This window comes from Rhizobium sp. WSM409, assembly GCF_057653825.1.
Map to the genome: position 1 here is coordinate 104,881 of NZ_JBYGKP010000005.1, position 15,908 is coordinate 120,788.

Consider the following 15,908-nt stretch of genomic DNA (forward strand, 5'->3'; position numbering starts at 1 on the left):
CGCTTCCCGCTCTTACGCGCCGGCGGCCTTTCTATTGATGAAGCTCAGGGCGAGCACGGCGAAGATCAGCGTTCCCGTGCCGACCTGCTGCCAGTAGAAATTCAGATCGGTCAGCAGCAAGCCATTGGCGACGATGCTGAGCAGCAGCGCGCCGAGAACGGTCCCGCCGACATTCGGCCGTCCGAGTGGGCTGAGCGTGGTGCCGATGAAGGTCGCGCCGATCGCATTCAGCAGGAAGGCATTGCCCGAGGAGGGGATGTAGGTGGTGACGGTTGCGGTCAGGATCAGGCCGGCGATTGCCGCGATCAACCCGACCAGGATGAAAGTCACCGCGACATGGGCCGGCGCGGCGATGCCGGAATAGCGCACGACGCCCGGCTGGATGCCGATCGACAGGATGACGCGGCCGAAACGCGTGCGGGCAAAGACAACGGCAGCGGCCGCGATGACGACGATGGCGGCGGCAAGCGGCACCGGAAAGCCGGCGATCGTGCCGTGGCCGAGAAAACGGAAGGCTTCCGGCACGCCGTTCGGCGGCAAATAGACCGGATTGCCGCCATTGGTCAGCAACTGCTGAACGCTGCGGCCGATGAACAGGGTGCCGAGCGTGGCGAGGAACGGCGACACGCCGATCCCGGAAATCAAGAGCGCGTTGAAGGCGCCTACGAACGCTCCGGCGGCCAGTCCCGCGAGGGCGGCGACTGCCACCGGCTGCCCGGCGACGACGAGCGAAACGAAGGCGAAGCTGGCAAAATCCATCGCCGTTCCCACCGAAAGATCGATGCCACCCGATGCGACGGCGAAGGTCATGGCGACCGAGACGATAGCCAGCAGCGTGAAATTGTTGACCAGAATGCTCTGCAGGTTGGCAGGCGTCAGGAAAGTCGGGGTTGCCACGGAGAAGGCGGCAAACACCGCAACCAGGGCGAGGATCAGCCCATAGCGCACCAGGCCGCCGGCGATGAGACGCGGCAAGTCGATGCTGGCGGGGGGAGGGGTCTGGAGCGACATGGTCAGGCCTCCTGCCGGCGCAGCAGCGTGGTCGCAGAAACGACGATGAGAATGAGCACGCCCTGGACGCCGCTGACCAGCGTGCTCGAAATGTTCAGCAGCTGGAAACCATTGACCAGGAAGCCGACCAAAAGGGCCGAAAGCAGCGTCCCGGTGATCGTCGGGACCAGCCGGCGCGAAAAGACCGAGCCGAGGAGGGCCGTCACGACGACGGGCAACAGCATCTCGCCAGCGCCGGTCGTGCTGCCGCTCAGATAGGAAACCGATAGGATGCCAGCGATGCCGCCGGAGACGCCGCTGGCAACGAAGGCGCCGGCCAGCAGCCGGCGAAGCGGCAGACCGGCGGCACGCGCCGCATCCGGAAACTCACCGACGGCATAGAGGCGCAGGCCGAGCGGGGTATATTGCACGATCGCCGTGGTGATGGCCGTGAAGCCAAGGAGCACATAGGCAAGAACCGGGATGCCGAAAGCATCCGAGGCCGAGAGCGCCGACAGGAAAGGCGTCGAGGCCGGCAGGACGGTATTGCCGGTCAGCACCAATTCCAGGCCGGCGACGACGTTCATGACGGCAAGCGTGGCCAGCAGCGGCACGATGCCGGCATAGACGATGGCAATGGCATTGACCGTGCCGATCAGGGCGCCGGTGAGGATCGCCGCCGCAATCGCCGTCGCATCGCCGTAGCCGAGCTGCGTCAGGCTCGCATAGACGGCAGCGCTGAGGCCCATATTGGCAGCCAGCGACAGGTCGATGCCGCCGGTGACGACATTGGAGCCGCCGGCAATCAGCACGATCGTCAACCCGATGGCAAGCACACCGGAGATGGCCGATTGACCAAGTACGTTGCCTATATTGCCGATGCTGAGGAAATAGGGTGCGGTCAGCGAAAAGATGATCAGGATGGCGGCGAAAGCGATCAGCGATCCGAAGCGCAACGCGGTCGCTGCAATATTGCCGGCCGGCCGGGGAGGCGGTTCCGCAGCGGAAAAACCGGAAGGCGCGAATTCTACTTCAGCCGACATGGCGTTGTCCCTCGGATGATCCGGTCGATTGAGCGAGCACCGCATCTGCTGTGGTCTCCGACGAGACGAATTCCCGCACCACGCGGCCGCGGAAGAGCACCAGGATGCGATCGGTGATGCCGATGAGCTCGGGCAGATCCGAAGACAGCACGATGACGCCGGCGCCGCGCGACGCGAGTTCGCCGATCAGCGTATAGATCTCGACCTTGGAGCCGATATCGACGCCGACTGTTGGTTCGTCGAGGAGATAGACCTCGGAGCGGCGGCTCAGCCACTTGGCGATGGCGATCTTCTGCTGGTTGCCGCCCGAAAGCGTGCGCAGCAGGGCATCGCGGCCATTGGTCTTCACTTGCAGCCGCGTAATCAGAGTGTCCACTTCTTGCTGTTCGCGTCTGCGATCGAGAAACCCGAAGCGCGTGAAGCGGCCAAGGCTGGAAAGGCTGATATTTTCCGCGACGCTGAGGTCGAGCGCGACGCCGTGGCGACGGCGATCTTCCGGCACCAGGGCGATCTCGCGACCGGCCGCCTGGGTGGGATTGGTGAAACGGGCAGCTTTGCCGCTGACCTCGATATGGCCGGAAGCCGGGGTCTCCAGACCGAAGAGAGTGCGGACCAGCTCCTTTGCGCCGGAGCCGAGCAGGCCGGTGAGGCCGAGCACCTCGCCGCGGCGAAGCGTGAAACTGATGTCGTTATATTTCCCCGGCGCCGACAGCTGCTCGACCTTGAGGATTTCCGCGCCGGGCGTCACCTGCGGCTTCGGAAACATCTCCTTGATGTCGCGTTCGACCATCAGCCGCGCAATCGCGCCAGCCGAGGTCTCCCCGATCGGCAAGGAGGCGACGTCCAGCCCATTGCGCAGCACGGTGACGTGGTCGCAGAGCTCTTCGATTTCGTTCAGGTAATGCGAGATATAGATGATGGTGACGCCTTCGTCGCGCAGACGGCGGATCAACCGGAAGAGGATATCGGCCTCGCGGCGCACCAGTGCGGCCGTCGGCTCATCGAAGACGAGCACCTTCGGCTGATTGAGGAGCGCGCGGGTGATTTGCACGATCTGCTTTTCGGCAGTCGACAATTCGCTGATCAAGGCGGCGTTCGGCAACCGGATACCGAAATAGTCGTTGAGAATATCAGACGCGCGACGTTGCATCAGTCGCCGGTCGAGGAACGGTGTGCCCGATATCCGCGGTTCCCGGCCAAGGAACAGAGCTTCGCCGACGGTGAAGGTCGGCACCAACAGCCGGTCCTGGTGAATGAAGTGGATACCGAGCTCTTCGGCAAGATGCGGTGTCAGCCTGTCGAATGTTTGCCCTTCGATCTCGATCCGGCCGCCATCCGGCTGATGAAGACCGGCCAGCAGTTTGATCAGCGTCGACTTGCCGGCGCCGTTCTGGCCGACGAGACCGTGGATGGTGCCGCGCCTGACGATCAGCGACGCACCGGCAAGCGCCTGCGCACCGCCGAAATGCTTGACGATGCCTTCAAAGCGGATGATGTCGTTGCGTGCCGTCACCGGCGGCTTCAACGAAATGGCCGTCATATCGATCTCTCCGGGCGGGCAGATTGCGAGCGATCCGGCGATGGCCGGACCGCTCGTGTTCAGTGTCAGCCGATGCCGAGCTTCTTGGTGACTTCGCCGACATTGGCCTTGTTGGCGAGCAGTGCCGGAACATAGGTCTCGCGCGGCAGCGTCTGGCCGGCGAGCAGCTTGGCGACGTTGCGGATGGCGGTGCGGCCGATTTCCGCCGGCTGCTGGGCGACATCGGCACCGGCTGGCGAATTCGGATCGGCGATGAGCTGGAGCACTTCCGGGCTGCCATCGACACCGTAGGTGCGGATCTCGGTTCGCCCGGCGGCCGCCAAGGCCTGGGTCGCGCCAAGCTGCGGAATGTCCCAGGCCGACCAGATTGCCTTGATCGAACCCTTTTCCGGATACTTGTTGAGGATCGCCGTGATCTGCGTGAAGGCGTCCTGCACGGTATTCGGAATGACGTCGCGCAGTTCCGGCTGGAGGATTTTGACCTTCGGGAAATATTTGACGACATTGACCAACTGGTCGTAGCGGATCGCGCAGGGGGTTACGCCGTAGAAGCCGTTGAAGACGACGATATTGCCTTCGCCGCCAATATCGGAGACGAGCTGCAGCGCCAGGTCCTTGCCGATGCCCCAGTTATCGGAGGTGGTGTTGTTGATCGAATTGGTCGAACCGACGTCGACGGTCAGAACCGGGATCCCGGCATCGCGCGCCTTCTTCAGCCAGGGATCGATGACGCTGAGCGTTCCAAGGATCTGAACGATCGCATCCGGCTTCTGGGCAATCAGCGTCTGCAGCTGCGAGACGAGCTTGCCGTCATTGCGTCCGGCATCGACGGCGATCGGCTCGCCACCGAGGCGCTTTACCTCCTCGATCTGGGCATTATAGGCCTGCAGGTCGAAGAAGTGATCGGTGCCGGTTGCGCTGATGGCGATGCGCTTGCCTTTCAGCGACAGTTCTTCGCCCGCGGCAAAAGCCGACTTCTGTCCGATGAGCGATGCACCGGCGACGGCGACCCCGGCCGCCGCAGACAGTTTCAGCAGCTCTCGTCTTCCGAGACCGTTTTCAGACTTTTCGATACTCATCGCAATTTCTCTCCAATTAATTATGTCTATAGATTAAATGGATTAATGCGGATGGATAGGAACGAATTTCCAAAAGAACGATCTCCGGGGGAAAGAGTGGACAAAACGAAAGCTCTTCCCTGGCCGCGGTTTCCCGCGACCAGGGAAGATTCCGGAGGCCTCGGCGGTTTTCAGAGCGGTCGATGAGTCTGCAGCCACCGATCAAGAAGAACATGCACTGCATAATTCTTGCGCATGCGACCAAATTTGCCGAAGGCGAACTCCTGCCGGGCCGCGGTGCCGTGTGGCGCGACAGCAGGCGTAAAATCACGATTTAACGGGGCACCGTCGGGTTTATGCTGCGACGTTGATATCCAGCGCGAAGCTTCGCTCCACTTGGCGCGCAACTTGCCTCTCCCCTGCCAGGGAGAATGAAACAATGCCCGATATCGACCCGCAGATTTTCTCAATAAGCCGGCCATCCCTTGGAGGCTACAAGGCTTTCGTTCAACGCGACATGATTGTCGAGACCTATCGTAGCGCCGCGGGGCAAATGGTTTCGAGGGGCTCCCTTCATCGAATTTCGATCAACCGCACGGCGCACGGCAAATATGCCTATCGGCTTGGAAGCGGGGCATTCCGCAAAGTTGAGAGGCCGCCGTTCACCCTCGGATTTCAACCGGCCGCCACCGTTCTTGAAGTCGATGGCGATGCGGCGGATTATATCTCGATCTTCCAGTCACCTGCGCTCTACAGCAGCATTGGCGGCTCTCGCTTCGATTCCGAGCATTGGGATAGTGATGCGCTCAGCGCGACGACTGATCCGACAACGCTGCAGGTCGCGCTCTCCCTTGCATTTGCCGCCGAGAAGACCGGGCGCGACGACCCGCTTTTGATGCAGCATCTGGGGATGGCGCTCGCCTGTTGCGTTGTAAAACTGCTGGGCGCCAAACCTGAAGCCGGCGATCGTCCGCTGACATCGGAGAACCTTCGACGGGTGATCGACTACATCGAAAACCTGCTTGGCAAATCCGATCTGAGTGTGGAGGAGCTGGCCGGGGTGGCCCATATGAGCCCCTTTCACTTCAGCCGGGAATTCAAACGGGCGGCTGGCATGGCGCCGCATCGCTTCGTTCTCGAACGCAGGATCGAACGAGCACGGCTTTACCTCGCCGATGGCAAGGAGACGCTCGCAAACATCGCTTATGCCACAGGCTTTTCCAGCCAGGCGCACTTCTCCAGCGTCTTTCGCCGTCTGATGGGGGCGACACCGAAGGAATACCAGCGTTCGGTCCGTCTTTGAGCCGGCTCTTGCCGATGACAGATCAGCAGCTTTGCGAAAGACAACCGCACGAATTTGAAATCTCTTGAGGCTGCGGTCTGCGAGGCTTTTCCCATCAGGAGGCCCATATGACCGCTTTTGCCCAAACCAATCCGATTACCGACATCTGCTTTTTGGTCGAGGACATCGACAAAGCATCGGCCTTCTATGTCGAGCGGCTTGGCTTCAAGCCGCGCCGCCGGGCTCCGGGCTTTGCCGATTTCAAAGGGGCGGGCGTGACGCTGGCGCTCTGGGAGATCGAGCATATCGCCGAGAATACCGGTGTCTCAAGCCGCCGTGCCCCGCAAGGTGCGCACAAGGCCTGCGCGGCCATCGAGCTCGCCTCGCCAGAGCAGGTCGATGCTGCCTATGCGGAGCTGAAAGCTGCGGGCGTGCTCTTCCACGCGCCGCCGCAGGATTATGTCTGGAACGCGCGATGCGTCTATTTCGCCGATCCTGACGACAATCTCTGGGAAATCTATGCGTGGTCCGCAGGTGGCCCGATCGGTGACATCGGCCCGCAATAGCGAGCGCAATCGGTCGGTCGTCCAACAATCCAACAAGGGGAAAGGCAAACAAATGAACGGGGAAGACAAACAAATCGTGGTCGACAGGCGTACCGTCCTGAAGGGCGGAGCCTTTGCCGTTGCTGCAGCGACGGCAGGGATCAGCGTGTTCGTGCCGCGTCACTCCAAAGCCGCCGCATCCAAGGTCGTCATCAAATATGACTGGCTGATGAGCAACGGACAGATCGGCGATATCGTCGCAGTCAAGCGTGGGCTGTTCGAGGCCGAGGGTCTCGACGTCGAGTTTTCCCCTGGCGGTCCCAATTCGGCAACGGTGCCGCCCGTGATCACGGGTGATGCGCAGCTCGGCCAGTTCTCGGATTCGGCACAGCTTCTTCTTGCCAGGTCATCCGGCGTGCCGATCAAGATCTTCGCCTGCGGTTTCCGCATGGCGCCTTTCGCCTTCTATTCGCTGCCCAAGGCGCCGATCCGCACCGTCAAGGACATGATCGGCAAGCGCATCGGCATCCAGCCGACGGCTCGTTATGTCCTTGATGCCATCCTGCTGAAGAACAATATCGATCCCTCGAGCCTGACCATCACCAATATCGGCTTCGACATGACGCCGCTGATGACCGGTCAGGTCGATGCAGTGACCGGATGGATCACTAACACGCAAGCCCTTTCCATCATCGGCCCCGACCGCATTGATCTGATAATGAAGGACACGGGCCTGCCGTCCTACGCCAACGTCTATTTTGCCACCGACGATGCCGTCAGCGGCCATGCTGAGACATTGGCAAAGGTGTTGCGTGCGGTCGCCAAGGGTTGGGCCTGGACGCATGACCATCCCGAGGAGGCGGTCAAATTGACGGTGGAGGCCTATCCGCAGCTCGACCTTGCCGTGGAGCTGAAGACGATACCGCGCATATTGTCGCTGAGCTTCGACGCAGCAACCGGTAAGGATGGCTGGGGCAGTTTCGATCCGGCGGCGCTTGCCGAACAGATTTCCGTCTACGACAAGATCGGCCAGTTCAAGAGCGGCGCGCCGAAGCTGGAGGACTGCTATACGGCCAAAATCCTGGACATGACGGCGGACGACCGCCCGAAGATTGCGTGAGAGCGGATTTGCCTGAAGCAGCGGCCATCGAAACCAAGGATCTGGCTGTCGGTTATGCCGGCGCTGTCGAGACGACCCGCATTCTGTCCGGCGTCGACCTCAGCGTCGGCAGGGGCGAGTTTCTGACCATTCTCGGTCCCTCTGGCTGCGGCAAGTCGACCTTGCTGCGTGCCGTGGCGGATCTTCTCCCGCCGCTTGACGGGCGGCTGTCGGTGCTCGGCAGGACAGCGTCGGAGGCGCGCCGGCGGCGCGAGGTCGCCTTCGTCTTTCAGGACGCAACGCTGCTGCCGTGGCGGACCGTGAAAGAGAATGTCGCGCTGCCGCTGCAGGTGGGGAAGAAGAGCGTCTCGCGATCGGTCGATCCGCGGCCCGACCACTGGATCGAACTGGTCGGCCTGTCACATCTAGCCGACCGCTATCCGCATCAACTGTCCGGGGGCCAGCGCCAGCGTGTCGCCATTGCGCGCGCGCTTCAATGCGAGCCGGATATCCTGCTCATGGACGAACCCTTCGGCGCGCTCGACGAGATCACCCGCGAACGACTGAACGACGAGCTTCTGGACGTCTGGCGCCGGACCGGCACGACCATCCTGTTCGTCACCCACAGCGTCGTCGAGGCGATCTATCTCGGCGGACGCGTGCTGGTGCTGGCGGCCAATCCGGGCCGCGTTCAGGCGTTGATCGATCTTGCGCCACTGAAAGACGAGCGCGGCCTCTGTCGGCGCGAGAGCCTCGATGTCCAGGAGACAGCCGCCCGTCTGCGCCAATTGCTGCAGCAGGGGAGTTCGGCTGCATGACGCATCGTCCGTTATCACTCGCCGAGGCAATCGGCCTTCCTGTTATCGGCGCCCTTTCGCTGCTTCTCGCCTGGCAATGGCTGGTGCCGGCTCTCGGTATTCCCGCCTATATCGTTCCAACGCCGCTGGCGATCCTGCGCACGCTTGGCATCGAATGGCGCTTCCTTCTGTCGAATGCGATTCCGACATGGGGCGAGGCGGGTCTCGGTTTCCTCCTGGGCAACAGTCTCGCCGTGATCATGGCGATTGCCTTTGTCTACAATCCGCGCTTCCAGGCCGCCTATTTTCCCGTTGTCCTGCTCTTCAACACCATCCCCGTGCTGGCGCTTGCGCCGATCATCATCCTCATTTTCGGCCTCGGCATGCTGCCAAAGGTCATCATCGCCGCTCTCATCTGCTTCTTCCCAACCCTGGTGAATACGGCCCGGGGCCTCAATCTGGCGACTGCGAGCGAGCTTGACCTGATGCATGTGCTTTCGGCGAGCGGGTGGGAGACGTTCTGGCGCTTACGCGCCCCACGATCCGCCCCCTTGCTTTTTGCGTCGCTGCGCATTTCGGCAACCACCTGTGTGATCGGCGCGATCGTCGGGGAGTGGATCGGCTCGAACCAGGGGCTGGGCGCCGTCATCATCCAGTCGACATTCAACTATCAGGCGGAAAGGCTTTTTGCCGCCGTCGTGCTCGCCTCGTTCTCCGGTATCGTCTTTTTTGCCGCTGTTGCCCAGATCGAGCGGATTTTCCGTCGGCTGCAGCCGGCGCGCAACTGAAAGCGTTCAATGCGGGCAGCACATCTCCGTGACTGGCTCATCGCCTGGGCAAACAGGGGATGGCCAAAACGCTGACACTTTCCAGCATATGGCAAGGCCTCCCGCTTTGTCTGCGGGAGGCCTTGCTTCCGCTATTCGTCCATCGTCTCCCGGATGTCGGAGAGATCGATGCCATGAGTGTCGAACCACCAGGCGGGACTCATGTCGGAATGGCGTTCACGCAGACGCAGATATTTGGCGCGCAGCCGCTTCTGGCGCTCGACCTCTTCCCGGAAGAAGGGGTGATCGAGCGTGCCGCCCATCTTGTGGATGCGACGAAGCAGTTTTCGCAAGACATATCCCTGCTCCCTGTTGCCCGGCCGGTAGCCGCTTTCCACGATTGTCATGACCGTCTCGCACAGTGTCCCAAGCGCATCGTCTTGCGGCGTGCCGTTGACGATCATGTCGAGGCGCTCGAGACCGAAGCCGACGTCGATGCAGGTGCCGAGCGGATTGACGATGTTTCCGATCTCGACGCCATCCTTGTAGAACTCGGTGCAGTATCCGCTGATGCTGCCATCGCTCCACATGCATTCCGGATCCGGCATGATGGCCACGCGCCCGCCATAGAGCGGCGTCCATTCCACCAGGCGGTCGGGATGGATCGTCACATGATCCGGCACGAGCCCCACCGTTCCCAGAAACTCGAGCCAGAAATCGATGGCATTGCCGACGGTCATTTCCCTAAACGAGAAAAGGCCGAGCATGGAGAAATGGAGAAGATGAGTTCCGTCGCCGATTTCGTCGAGGTCGCCCATGCGCAGGCAAGCCTGGCTGTTTGCGATTGTTCCACTATGGGAGGGATCGGTGAAGAGGGGCTTGTACTGCTGCATTCCAGCGCTGCAGAAGAGCGTGGTATCGTCATGCGGCCGTACGGATTCGATGTGTATGAAATCAATGCCCTTGTAAAGGCAGAAGTGTTGATATTGCTGGATCAGGCGTCCCGCGGTGACATAGGCAACCTCCTTCATTGTTCGTGTGCCTTAGGTAAAGATAGCGGTCTCTCGCGCGCACGGCAATCCGCCGCTATCGAAGATAAGCCGGGATGGCACCCTTGAACATCGCCTCACTTGAGGCTAGATATATCCTCAAGTGATAAGGAGCTTTGTCATGATGGGATTTGCAGTCATCGCAGACGTTCTCGGACTGCCCGCCCGGGAACCGGCGTCGCGCTCGGCCTTTGGCCTGCTCTCCAGCATCGAGGAAGGCTTGCCGGTCAAGGCGCTTGATCGCATGGCGCTGCTTCTGGCGCCTGATGATACTCAGTTCAAGTATAGGCTCGTTCCGAAGGCCACCTATGAGCGGCGCAAGTCCAAGCATCGGCTCTCCTCCGACGAGGGCATAAAGCTCGCCCGTCTGGCGCGCGTCTGGGGATCGGCGCTGGATGTCTGGCAGACCGAGACCGAGGCGCGCGATTTCCTGTTTCGGCCGCATGCGATGCTGGAGGACAGGCGGCCGATCGACGTGGTGATCCAGAGCGAGATCGGCGGCGAGCTCGTGCTCGATATTCTCGGAAGCCTGAAATACGGCAGCGCTGCGTGAGCGCACAGGTTCTTGACCGCACACTGACATCCGTCCGCATCGGAGATCCCCACGGAACCTATCCGATCTTCGACGCCACCGGCTCGACCATCGCGCCTGGCCGGTGGAACACGTCGGGCAGCCCGATCATCTATACGAGCGAGCATTATTCGACGGCACTGCTCGAAAAGCTCGTCCATGGCAGCGGGCGGCTGCCACCCAATCAGCACTATGTCACGATCACCCTACCGCGTGGGCTAAGCTACGAGGTTTTCTCCGAGCCCGCGCTGCCCGGCTGGGACAGCATGCCGGCAAACGTCAGCAAGGCTTTCGGCGAGCGCTGGTGCCAGGAAAAGCGCAGCGCCATCCTGCTGGTGCCAAGCGTCGTCGCCCGCGTCGACCGCAACGTGCTGATCAATCCGGCCCACCCGGAATTCCCGTCGATCACCACCAGCCTCCACCAACCGGTCTTCTGGGATCGTCGCTTGTTCGGCATGTGACGGGTTGCGCTGCAATCAACGTTTCCGCTGAGCAGATCAAAACGCCGGACAGATGAGGCTTGGTCAGCAGATCATGATGCTGCCACCAAACGCGCCGACAATAGTACTCGGCCCGACGTAGCCAAGGCCTTTATCCAAAGGCACAGGAGGCCATTTTAAACGAGGAAGTGGCTGCCTCGACTGCTCACGCGTCCGTCTCCCATGGATTTATCACCGCTGCGCCGGTGTCGTCAAAATCGCCGACATTGCGAGTGACGACAATCAGATCATGAACGATCGCGGTTGCGGCGATCAGCCCGTCGATATCGCCACGCGGCCGGATGGCGGCGATGCGGCCCCATTCGACGGCGATCTCGTCGGTCACCGGCAGGATCCGGTCGCCATGATCATAACGCAGCTTGCGCAGCCACTCGGTGAGATGCGCCGCGGTCTTCGGATCCGATTTCTGTTTGAGGGCAATGCCGCGCATGATCTCGCCAAGCGTCAACGCGCTCAAGTGGATGGTGAGCGGATCGACGGAGCGCAGCCAGGAGACCGCCTGCGGCGTGCCGCGTCGCGCCTCCGAGACGATGTTGGTGTCGACCAGATACATCAGAAGGCAACGTCGCGGCTTGGAGTCTTGTTGCGTGCTTCTACCGCATCGGCGAACTCATCGTCCCAGGCGGGGCCACCGAGCAAGTCGTCGACGAGGGTCGGCCTGCCGGCACGCAGGGCGTCGTAGTCGCGCGCGGATAGAACGACGGCCGTACGCTCGCCCCGCACGGTCACCACCTGCGGCCCTTCTTGTCGGGCCTTCTGCACGACCTTCGAAAATTGGTTCTTGGCGTCCTGCAACTGCCATTCCATCGATTCTGCTCCTAGCTAGACTGTCTAGCTATGTAGTCTTGGAATGTCGACGCGTCAACGGCGGGACGCTCCTGAACGACAGAGTCCGGTTCTACTATTGGATGTCATAACGAAGTTCAAAATCGTTGTGTCGGCGATGGGCGCTTGTTGGTCCTCATGGAAGCCGCGATCACGCTCTCTGCCGCGGCGAGCGGGCCATCAGCCTGGCATAGGCGATGGCCGACAGCATGTTGACGTGGTTTGCCTTGCCGGTGCCGGCGATGTCGAAGGCGGTGCCGTGATCGACCGAGACGCGGTCGATCGGCAGGCCGAGCGAGACGTTGACCGCCGTGTCGAAGGCAACGAGCTTGATCGGGATATGGCCCTGGTCGTGATACTGGGCGATGACGAGATCGAAGGCGCCGTTATAGGCGCGGGCAAACACCGTATCGGCCGAGATCGGACCGACGACGTCGATGCCCTTTGCCTGCGCCTGCTCGACGGCGGGCGCCAGGAATTCCGTATCCTCGGTGCCGAACAGGCCGTTTTCGCCGCAATGGGGATTGAGGCCGGCGACGGCGATGCGCGCTGTTTTGCCAAGCCGCAGGAAGTGTCGATGGCCAGCTTCGATGGTGGCCAGAACACGCTCGGTCTTGGCGCGCTCGATCGCACCCTTCAGCGAGATATGGGTGGAGACGTGGATGGTGTTCAGCCGCTCGGAGGCAAGCAGCATGAAGGAGCTCTTCGAGCCGGTGAGATGCGCGAGCAGCCCGGTATGGCCGTCATGGTGATGGCCGGCGAGGTTCATCGCCTCCTTGTTGATCGGCGCGGTCACGATGACGTCAGCTTGACCCGACATGGCGAGATCGACGGCGCGGGTGATGTAGCGCACCGAGGCATCGCCGGCGACGGGGCTGACCTTGCCGATCTCAGGTAGAGCCGCACCGAGCGCCACTTCGTCGACGGCGATCCTGTCGTCACCGGGTGCATCCGCAGGCCCGAACCGCAGTCCGGTGCCGGTGACGCGGTCGGCGCGCTCCAGCGCTTCGACATTGCCGACGATCACGAAATCGCGGCGCTCTTCCCTCGGAAGGGCTGCCAAGGCCTTGACGATCACCTCGGGGCCGACGCCGGCCGGATCGCCGAGCGTCACGGCAACTTTCGCATTCCTGTCCATCGATCGAGTCCCTTCTAAAAAACCTTACCGCTTAAAAGGCAGCCGCGTAAATCGCGCGAATGTCGGCCCGAGAGAGATCTCGCGGATTGTTATCGAGCAGACGGCGAATGGCAAAGGCGTCGTCGGCCATGGCGTCGAGATCACTTTCCGGCACGCCGAGGCCTGAGAGCTTCATCTCGATGCCGAGTTCGGCGCAGAAAGCATAAGCCGCATCGAAGACGGAGGTGACGTTGCCGGAGGTTTCACACCCAAGCGCCTCCATCACCGCCTTGGTTTTCTCAGGCGCGGACGGTGTATTGAAGGCGAGAACATGCGGAAAGATCAGCGCATTTGCCGCGCCATGGGCCACATGCCAGCGCGTTCCGAGGGGATAGGCGAGCGCATGGCCGCCGGCGGTGTTGACCGGGCCGAGGCAGAAGCCACCGTAAAGCGAGGCGAGCGAGAGGCCGGCGCGCGCTTCAGCGTCGTTGCCGTCCTTGACGGCGCGGGCGAGATATTTGCCGACGAGCCGCGTCCCCTCGATCGCATAGATGTCGACCATCGGATGCGCCTTGCGGTTGGTGAAGGCCTCGACGCAATGGGCCATGGCATCGACGCCGGTGGCGGCCGTCGTGCGAGCCGGGACGCTGAAGGTCAAAGCAGGATCGATGACGGCGATATCGGCCAGCATATGCAGGCTTTCGACGGCAAGCTTTGCCATCGTCGCCGGATCGGTGACAAGCGCACGGATGCCGGCCTCGCTGCCGGTGCCCGATGTCGTCGGCACCTGGGCAAGCGCTACCTTGCGCGGCCCATGCACCTTGTTCGGACCGACGACCTCGTGCAGCGTTTGGGCAGAGCCGGCAAGCACGGCGGCAAGTTTTGCTAGATCCATGGCGCTGCCACCGCCGAAGCCGACAATCAGCTCGGCATCGGCGGCGTTTGCCGCCGCCAGCACCTTTGCGAGATTGGCCGTATCCGGTTCGGGCGTCACTTCGGCAAAGACGGTTACCTCGCCCTTCAGCTCCAGTACGTCGATGCGCGAGGCATTGAAGGCATCGGAGATGACGAGCGTGCGACGATAGCCCTTTTCGGCGGCCCATTTGCCGAGCTTTCCCGCCGTGCCGACGCCGAATTCGATCAGATGCGGCCGAACTATCGTGATCGGCGAATCCAAGCTGGCCATGAACCAGTCCTCCCTGCAAGATCTTGCGGCAATATCATCGTCCTCTTTAATGTAAAGTTGTAATGTCAATGTCAAGCCAGCATTCCAGAGAGCAGAAGTTTTTATCATCTGACGTGCGCTCGAGCGCGCTTCAACGCGGCGTGCTGTGCCAATATCGATAAAGATATCAGTGTGTTATGAAATTCGTCTTGGTTATGCCGGCATTTCATGCACCGCTGGCCCATCATCTTTGCGACGGCGGTGAATAATCTGAGCCTGTTGTCAATTTCCCCGTCCGTCAACCCGCAGCCGTTGCCATCCTGCATCCTTGCGATCGGACGCAGGTTTACAATTTTCCGGCTGCCGCTTTGCTCACGGCAGGGATTGCGGGGCGAGGCGCACATATTTGATGGCGCGCCGGTAGTAGGTGTAGGCGATATGGAGCGTGCCGTCGCCGCCCTGGACGATCGAGGGGTAGGAGAACTCGCGGTTCAGCGACTCTTTCGAATTGTTGCTGAGGCAGAAGCCGTCGCCGGTATCGAGATCGATGCGATGCGGAAAGCTCTTGCCGCCATCCCTTGATATCGCCAGGCTCAGCGGCGCACGCGGAACACCCCAGACGGCCTTGCGTGCGCTGGTATCGGCAACGACGGTGGTCTCTCCAGCATCGCCACCCTCGATTTCGTCATAGAGAGACTGGCGACGTGCATCCGACATGCCGGCATTCGAATGGTTGTAAACCATTGCGATTGCTCCATCATTCAGGATCGTGGCCTGGATCGAGGAGTTGTTGTTCGGCAGTTCGGCGGGCTCGGGCGCACTCCATGTCTCGCCGCCATCGGATGATCGGCTGGAAAGGATGTTTTCGGCAAAACGATTGCGGTAGAAGGCGATCATCTCGTCGCCGCCAAGCGGCAGGATGTTCATGTGCACCGCGCCTATACTGTCTGGAATATCGCGCATCTGCCAACTCGCGCCGCCATCACGTGACATCAGCACCGCAGCCGTATCGGCATCGCCGCTCCAGCGCTGGCCATTCAGGCCGACGCAACGGAAGACCGGAAGCAGCCAATCGCCCCTGCCGTTGACGACGATCTGCTGGCGAACGAAAGTGCCGGGACTGTCGCAGAGAATTTGGACCGGGCCGAAAGTCTGGCCGCCATCACCTGAAATCCGGCATTTGACAACAGAACCGTCCTGATTGCCGGAAGTCTGCGAGGTATAGAGCAGCCATACGTTTCCGTCTGGAGCGTTGAAAATCAACGGGTTCTGTTCGGATTTCTCCGGGTCGTCGCTCATCTTTTCCGGCACAGACCAGCGCTCGGAGCCCGGCGCCAGCCGCGACATGTAAATCGAGATGTCGCCCATGCCCTCCATCGTGCCGCCGAACCAGACGCATGTCAGCGTACCGTCGGGCAGGAAGGCGAGATTTGCGGCATGGTTCTGGATGCAGGGGGAGGGCAGATAGGCATCCGCACGACCCTCGATCGTGGGGTGAGGGGCGATGGCCCCGGTCATCAGGGCCGGAACGGCTTCCGGAGGCAGGCCGGTAAAACTCAT

The 15,908-nt window shown here is 61.6% G+C and carries 17 protein-coding genes; 7 read left to right on the plus strand and 10 right to left on the minus strand.

Annotated features, from left to right (window positions below; translation table 11 throughout):
- Positions 1 to 12: 12 nt before the first annotated feature.
- From AC25BC_RS33315 to AC25BC_RS33330, 4 genes are all read right to left on the minus strand, one after another.
- The gene (locus AC25BC_RS33315; protein ID WP_012759890.1) at positions 13 to 1,011 is read right to left on the minus strand and encodes an ABC transporter permease; all 999 of its coding nucleotides are present in this window, start codon (positions 1,009 to 1,011) and stop codon (positions 13 to 15) included.
- Positions 1,012 to 1,013: 2 nt separating this feature from the next.
- Positions 1,014 to 2,033, minus strand: a complete 1,020-nt coding sequence (locus AC25BC_RS33320) for an ABC transporter permease (protein ID WP_012759889.1) — start codon at positions 2,031 to 2,033, stop codon at positions 1,014 to 1,016.
- A complete protein-coding gene (locus tag AC25BC_RS33325; protein ID WP_128439937.1) occupies positions 2,023 to 3,573 on the minus strand; it encodes a sugar ABC transporter ATP-binding protein in 1,551 nt (516 codons plus the stop codon). Before AC25BC_RS33325 ends, AC25BC_RS33320 begins: the two co-directional genes overlap by 11 nt.
- Positions 3,574 to 3,638: 65 nt before the next feature.
- On the minus strand, positions 3,639 to 4,652 hold the full coding sequence (locus tag AC25BC_RS33330; RefSeq protein ID WP_012759887.1) for a sugar ABC transporter substrate-binding protein: 1,014 nt from the start codon (positions 4,650 to 4,652) through the stop codon (positions 3,639 to 3,641).
- Between the two features lie 418 nt (positions 4,653 to 5,070).
- Here AC25BC_RS33330 and AC25BC_RS33335 point away from each other — a divergent pair, with 418 nt between their 5' ends.
- From AC25BC_RS33335 to AC25BC_RS33355, 5 genes are all read left to right on the plus strand, one after another.
- A complete protein-coding gene (locus AC25BC_RS33335; protein ID WP_012760176.1) occupies positions 5,071 to 5,934 on the plus strand; it encodes a helix-turn-helix transcriptional regulator in 864 nt (287 codons plus the stop codon).
- 107 nt (positions 5,935 to 6,041) lie between these two features.
- A complete protein-coding gene (locus tag AC25BC_RS33340; protein WP_012760175.1) occupies positions 6,042 to 6,479 on the plus strand; it encodes a VOC family protein in 438 nt (145 codons plus the stop codon).
- 52 nt (positions 6,480 to 6,531) lie between these two features.
- Positions 6,532 to 7,578, plus strand: a complete 1,047-nt coding sequence (locus AC25BC_RS33345; RefSeq protein ID WP_128439936.1) for an ABC transporter substrate-binding protein — start codon at positions 6,532 to 6,534, stop codon at positions 7,576 to 7,578.
- An 8-nt stretch (positions 7,579 to 7,586) separates the two neighbouring features.
- Positions 7,587 to 8,375, plus strand: coding sequence for an ABC transporter ATP-binding protein (locus AC25BC_RS33350; RefSeq protein ID WP_113546842.1), 789 nt, complete (start codon positions 7,587 to 7,589; stop codon positions 8,373 to 8,375).
- Complete coding sequence (locus AC25BC_RS33355; protein ID WP_113546843.1) at positions 8,372 to 9,142, plus strand: ABC transporter permease; 771 nt, start codon at positions 8,372 to 8,374, stop codon at positions 9,140 to 9,142. The genes AC25BC_RS33350 and AC25BC_RS33355 overlap by 4 nt, the downstream gene beginning before the upstream one ends.
- Positions 9,143 to 9,273: 131 nt before the next feature.
- Here the strand turns inward: AC25BC_RS33355 and AC25BC_RS33360 are convergent, their stop codons facing one another.
- A complete protein-coding gene (locus tag AC25BC_RS33360; protein WP_128439935.1) occupies positions 9,274 to 10,152 on the minus strand; it encodes an alanine--tRNA ligase-related protein in 879 nt (292 codons plus the stop codon).
- A 139-nt stretch (positions 10,153 to 10,291) separates the two neighbouring features.
- On the opposite strand from AC25BC_RS33360, the gene AC25BC_RS33365 reads away from it, so the two are divergent.
- Positions 10,292 to 10,723 (plus strand): antitoxin Xre-like helix-turn-helix domain-containing protein, encoded by a 432-nt coding sequence (locus tag AC25BC_RS33365; RefSeq protein ID WP_018070805.1) that lies wholly within the window; start codon positions 10,292 to 10,294, stop codon positions 10,721 to 10,723.
- Positions 10,720 to 11,202 (plus strand): RES family NAD+ phosphorylase, encoded by a 483-nt coding sequence (locus AC25BC_RS33370; RefSeq protein ID WP_012760170.1) that lies wholly within the window; start codon positions 10,720 to 10,722, stop codon positions 11,200 to 11,202. Before AC25BC_RS33365 ends, AC25BC_RS33370 begins: the two co-directional genes overlap by 4 nt.
- A gap of 184 nt (positions 11,203 to 11,386) precedes the next feature.
- Here the strand turns inward: AC25BC_RS33370 and AC25BC_RS33375 are convergent, their stop codons facing one another.
- The 5 genes from AC25BC_RS33375 to AC25BC_RS33395 form a co-directional block, all read right to left on the minus strand.
- Positions 11,387 to 11,794, minus strand: a complete 408-nt coding sequence (locus AC25BC_RS33375; RefSeq protein WP_012760169.1) for a type II toxin-antitoxin system VapC family toxin — start codon at positions 11,792 to 11,794, stop codon at positions 11,387 to 11,389.
- Positions 11,794 to 12,048: a type II toxin-antitoxin system Phd/YefM family antitoxin gene (locus tag AC25BC_RS33380; RefSeq protein ID WP_011649626.1), complete on the minus strand. Its 255-nt coding sequence runs from the start codon at positions 12,046 to 12,048 to the stop codon at positions 11,794 to 11,796. The genes AC25BC_RS33375 and AC25BC_RS33380 overlap by 1 nt, the downstream gene beginning before the upstream one ends.
- 169 nt (positions 12,049 to 12,217) lie before the next feature.
- On the minus strand, positions 12,218 to 13,204 hold the full coding sequence (gene pdxA / locus AC25BC_RS33385) for a 4-hydroxythreonine-4-phosphate dehydrogenase PdxA (RefSeq protein WP_017997100.1): 987 nt from the start codon (positions 13,202 to 13,204) through the stop codon (positions 12,218 to 12,220).
- Positions 13,205 to 13,235: 31 nt separating this feature from the next.
- Positions 13,236 to 14,369 carry an iron-containing alcohol dehydrogenase gene (locus AC25BC_RS33390; RefSeq protein WP_128439934.1) on the minus strand — a complete coding sequence of 378 codons (1,134 nt, stop codon included), beginning with the start codon at positions 14,367 to 14,369 and terminating at the stop codon, positions 13,236 to 13,238.
- A 351-nt stretch (positions 14,370 to 14,720) separates the two neighbouring features.
- Positions 14,721 to 15,908, minus strand: a complete 1,188-nt coding sequence (locus tag AC25BC_RS33395; protein ID WP_128439933.1) for a sialidase family protein — start codon at positions 15,906 to 15,908, stop codon at positions 14,721 to 14,723.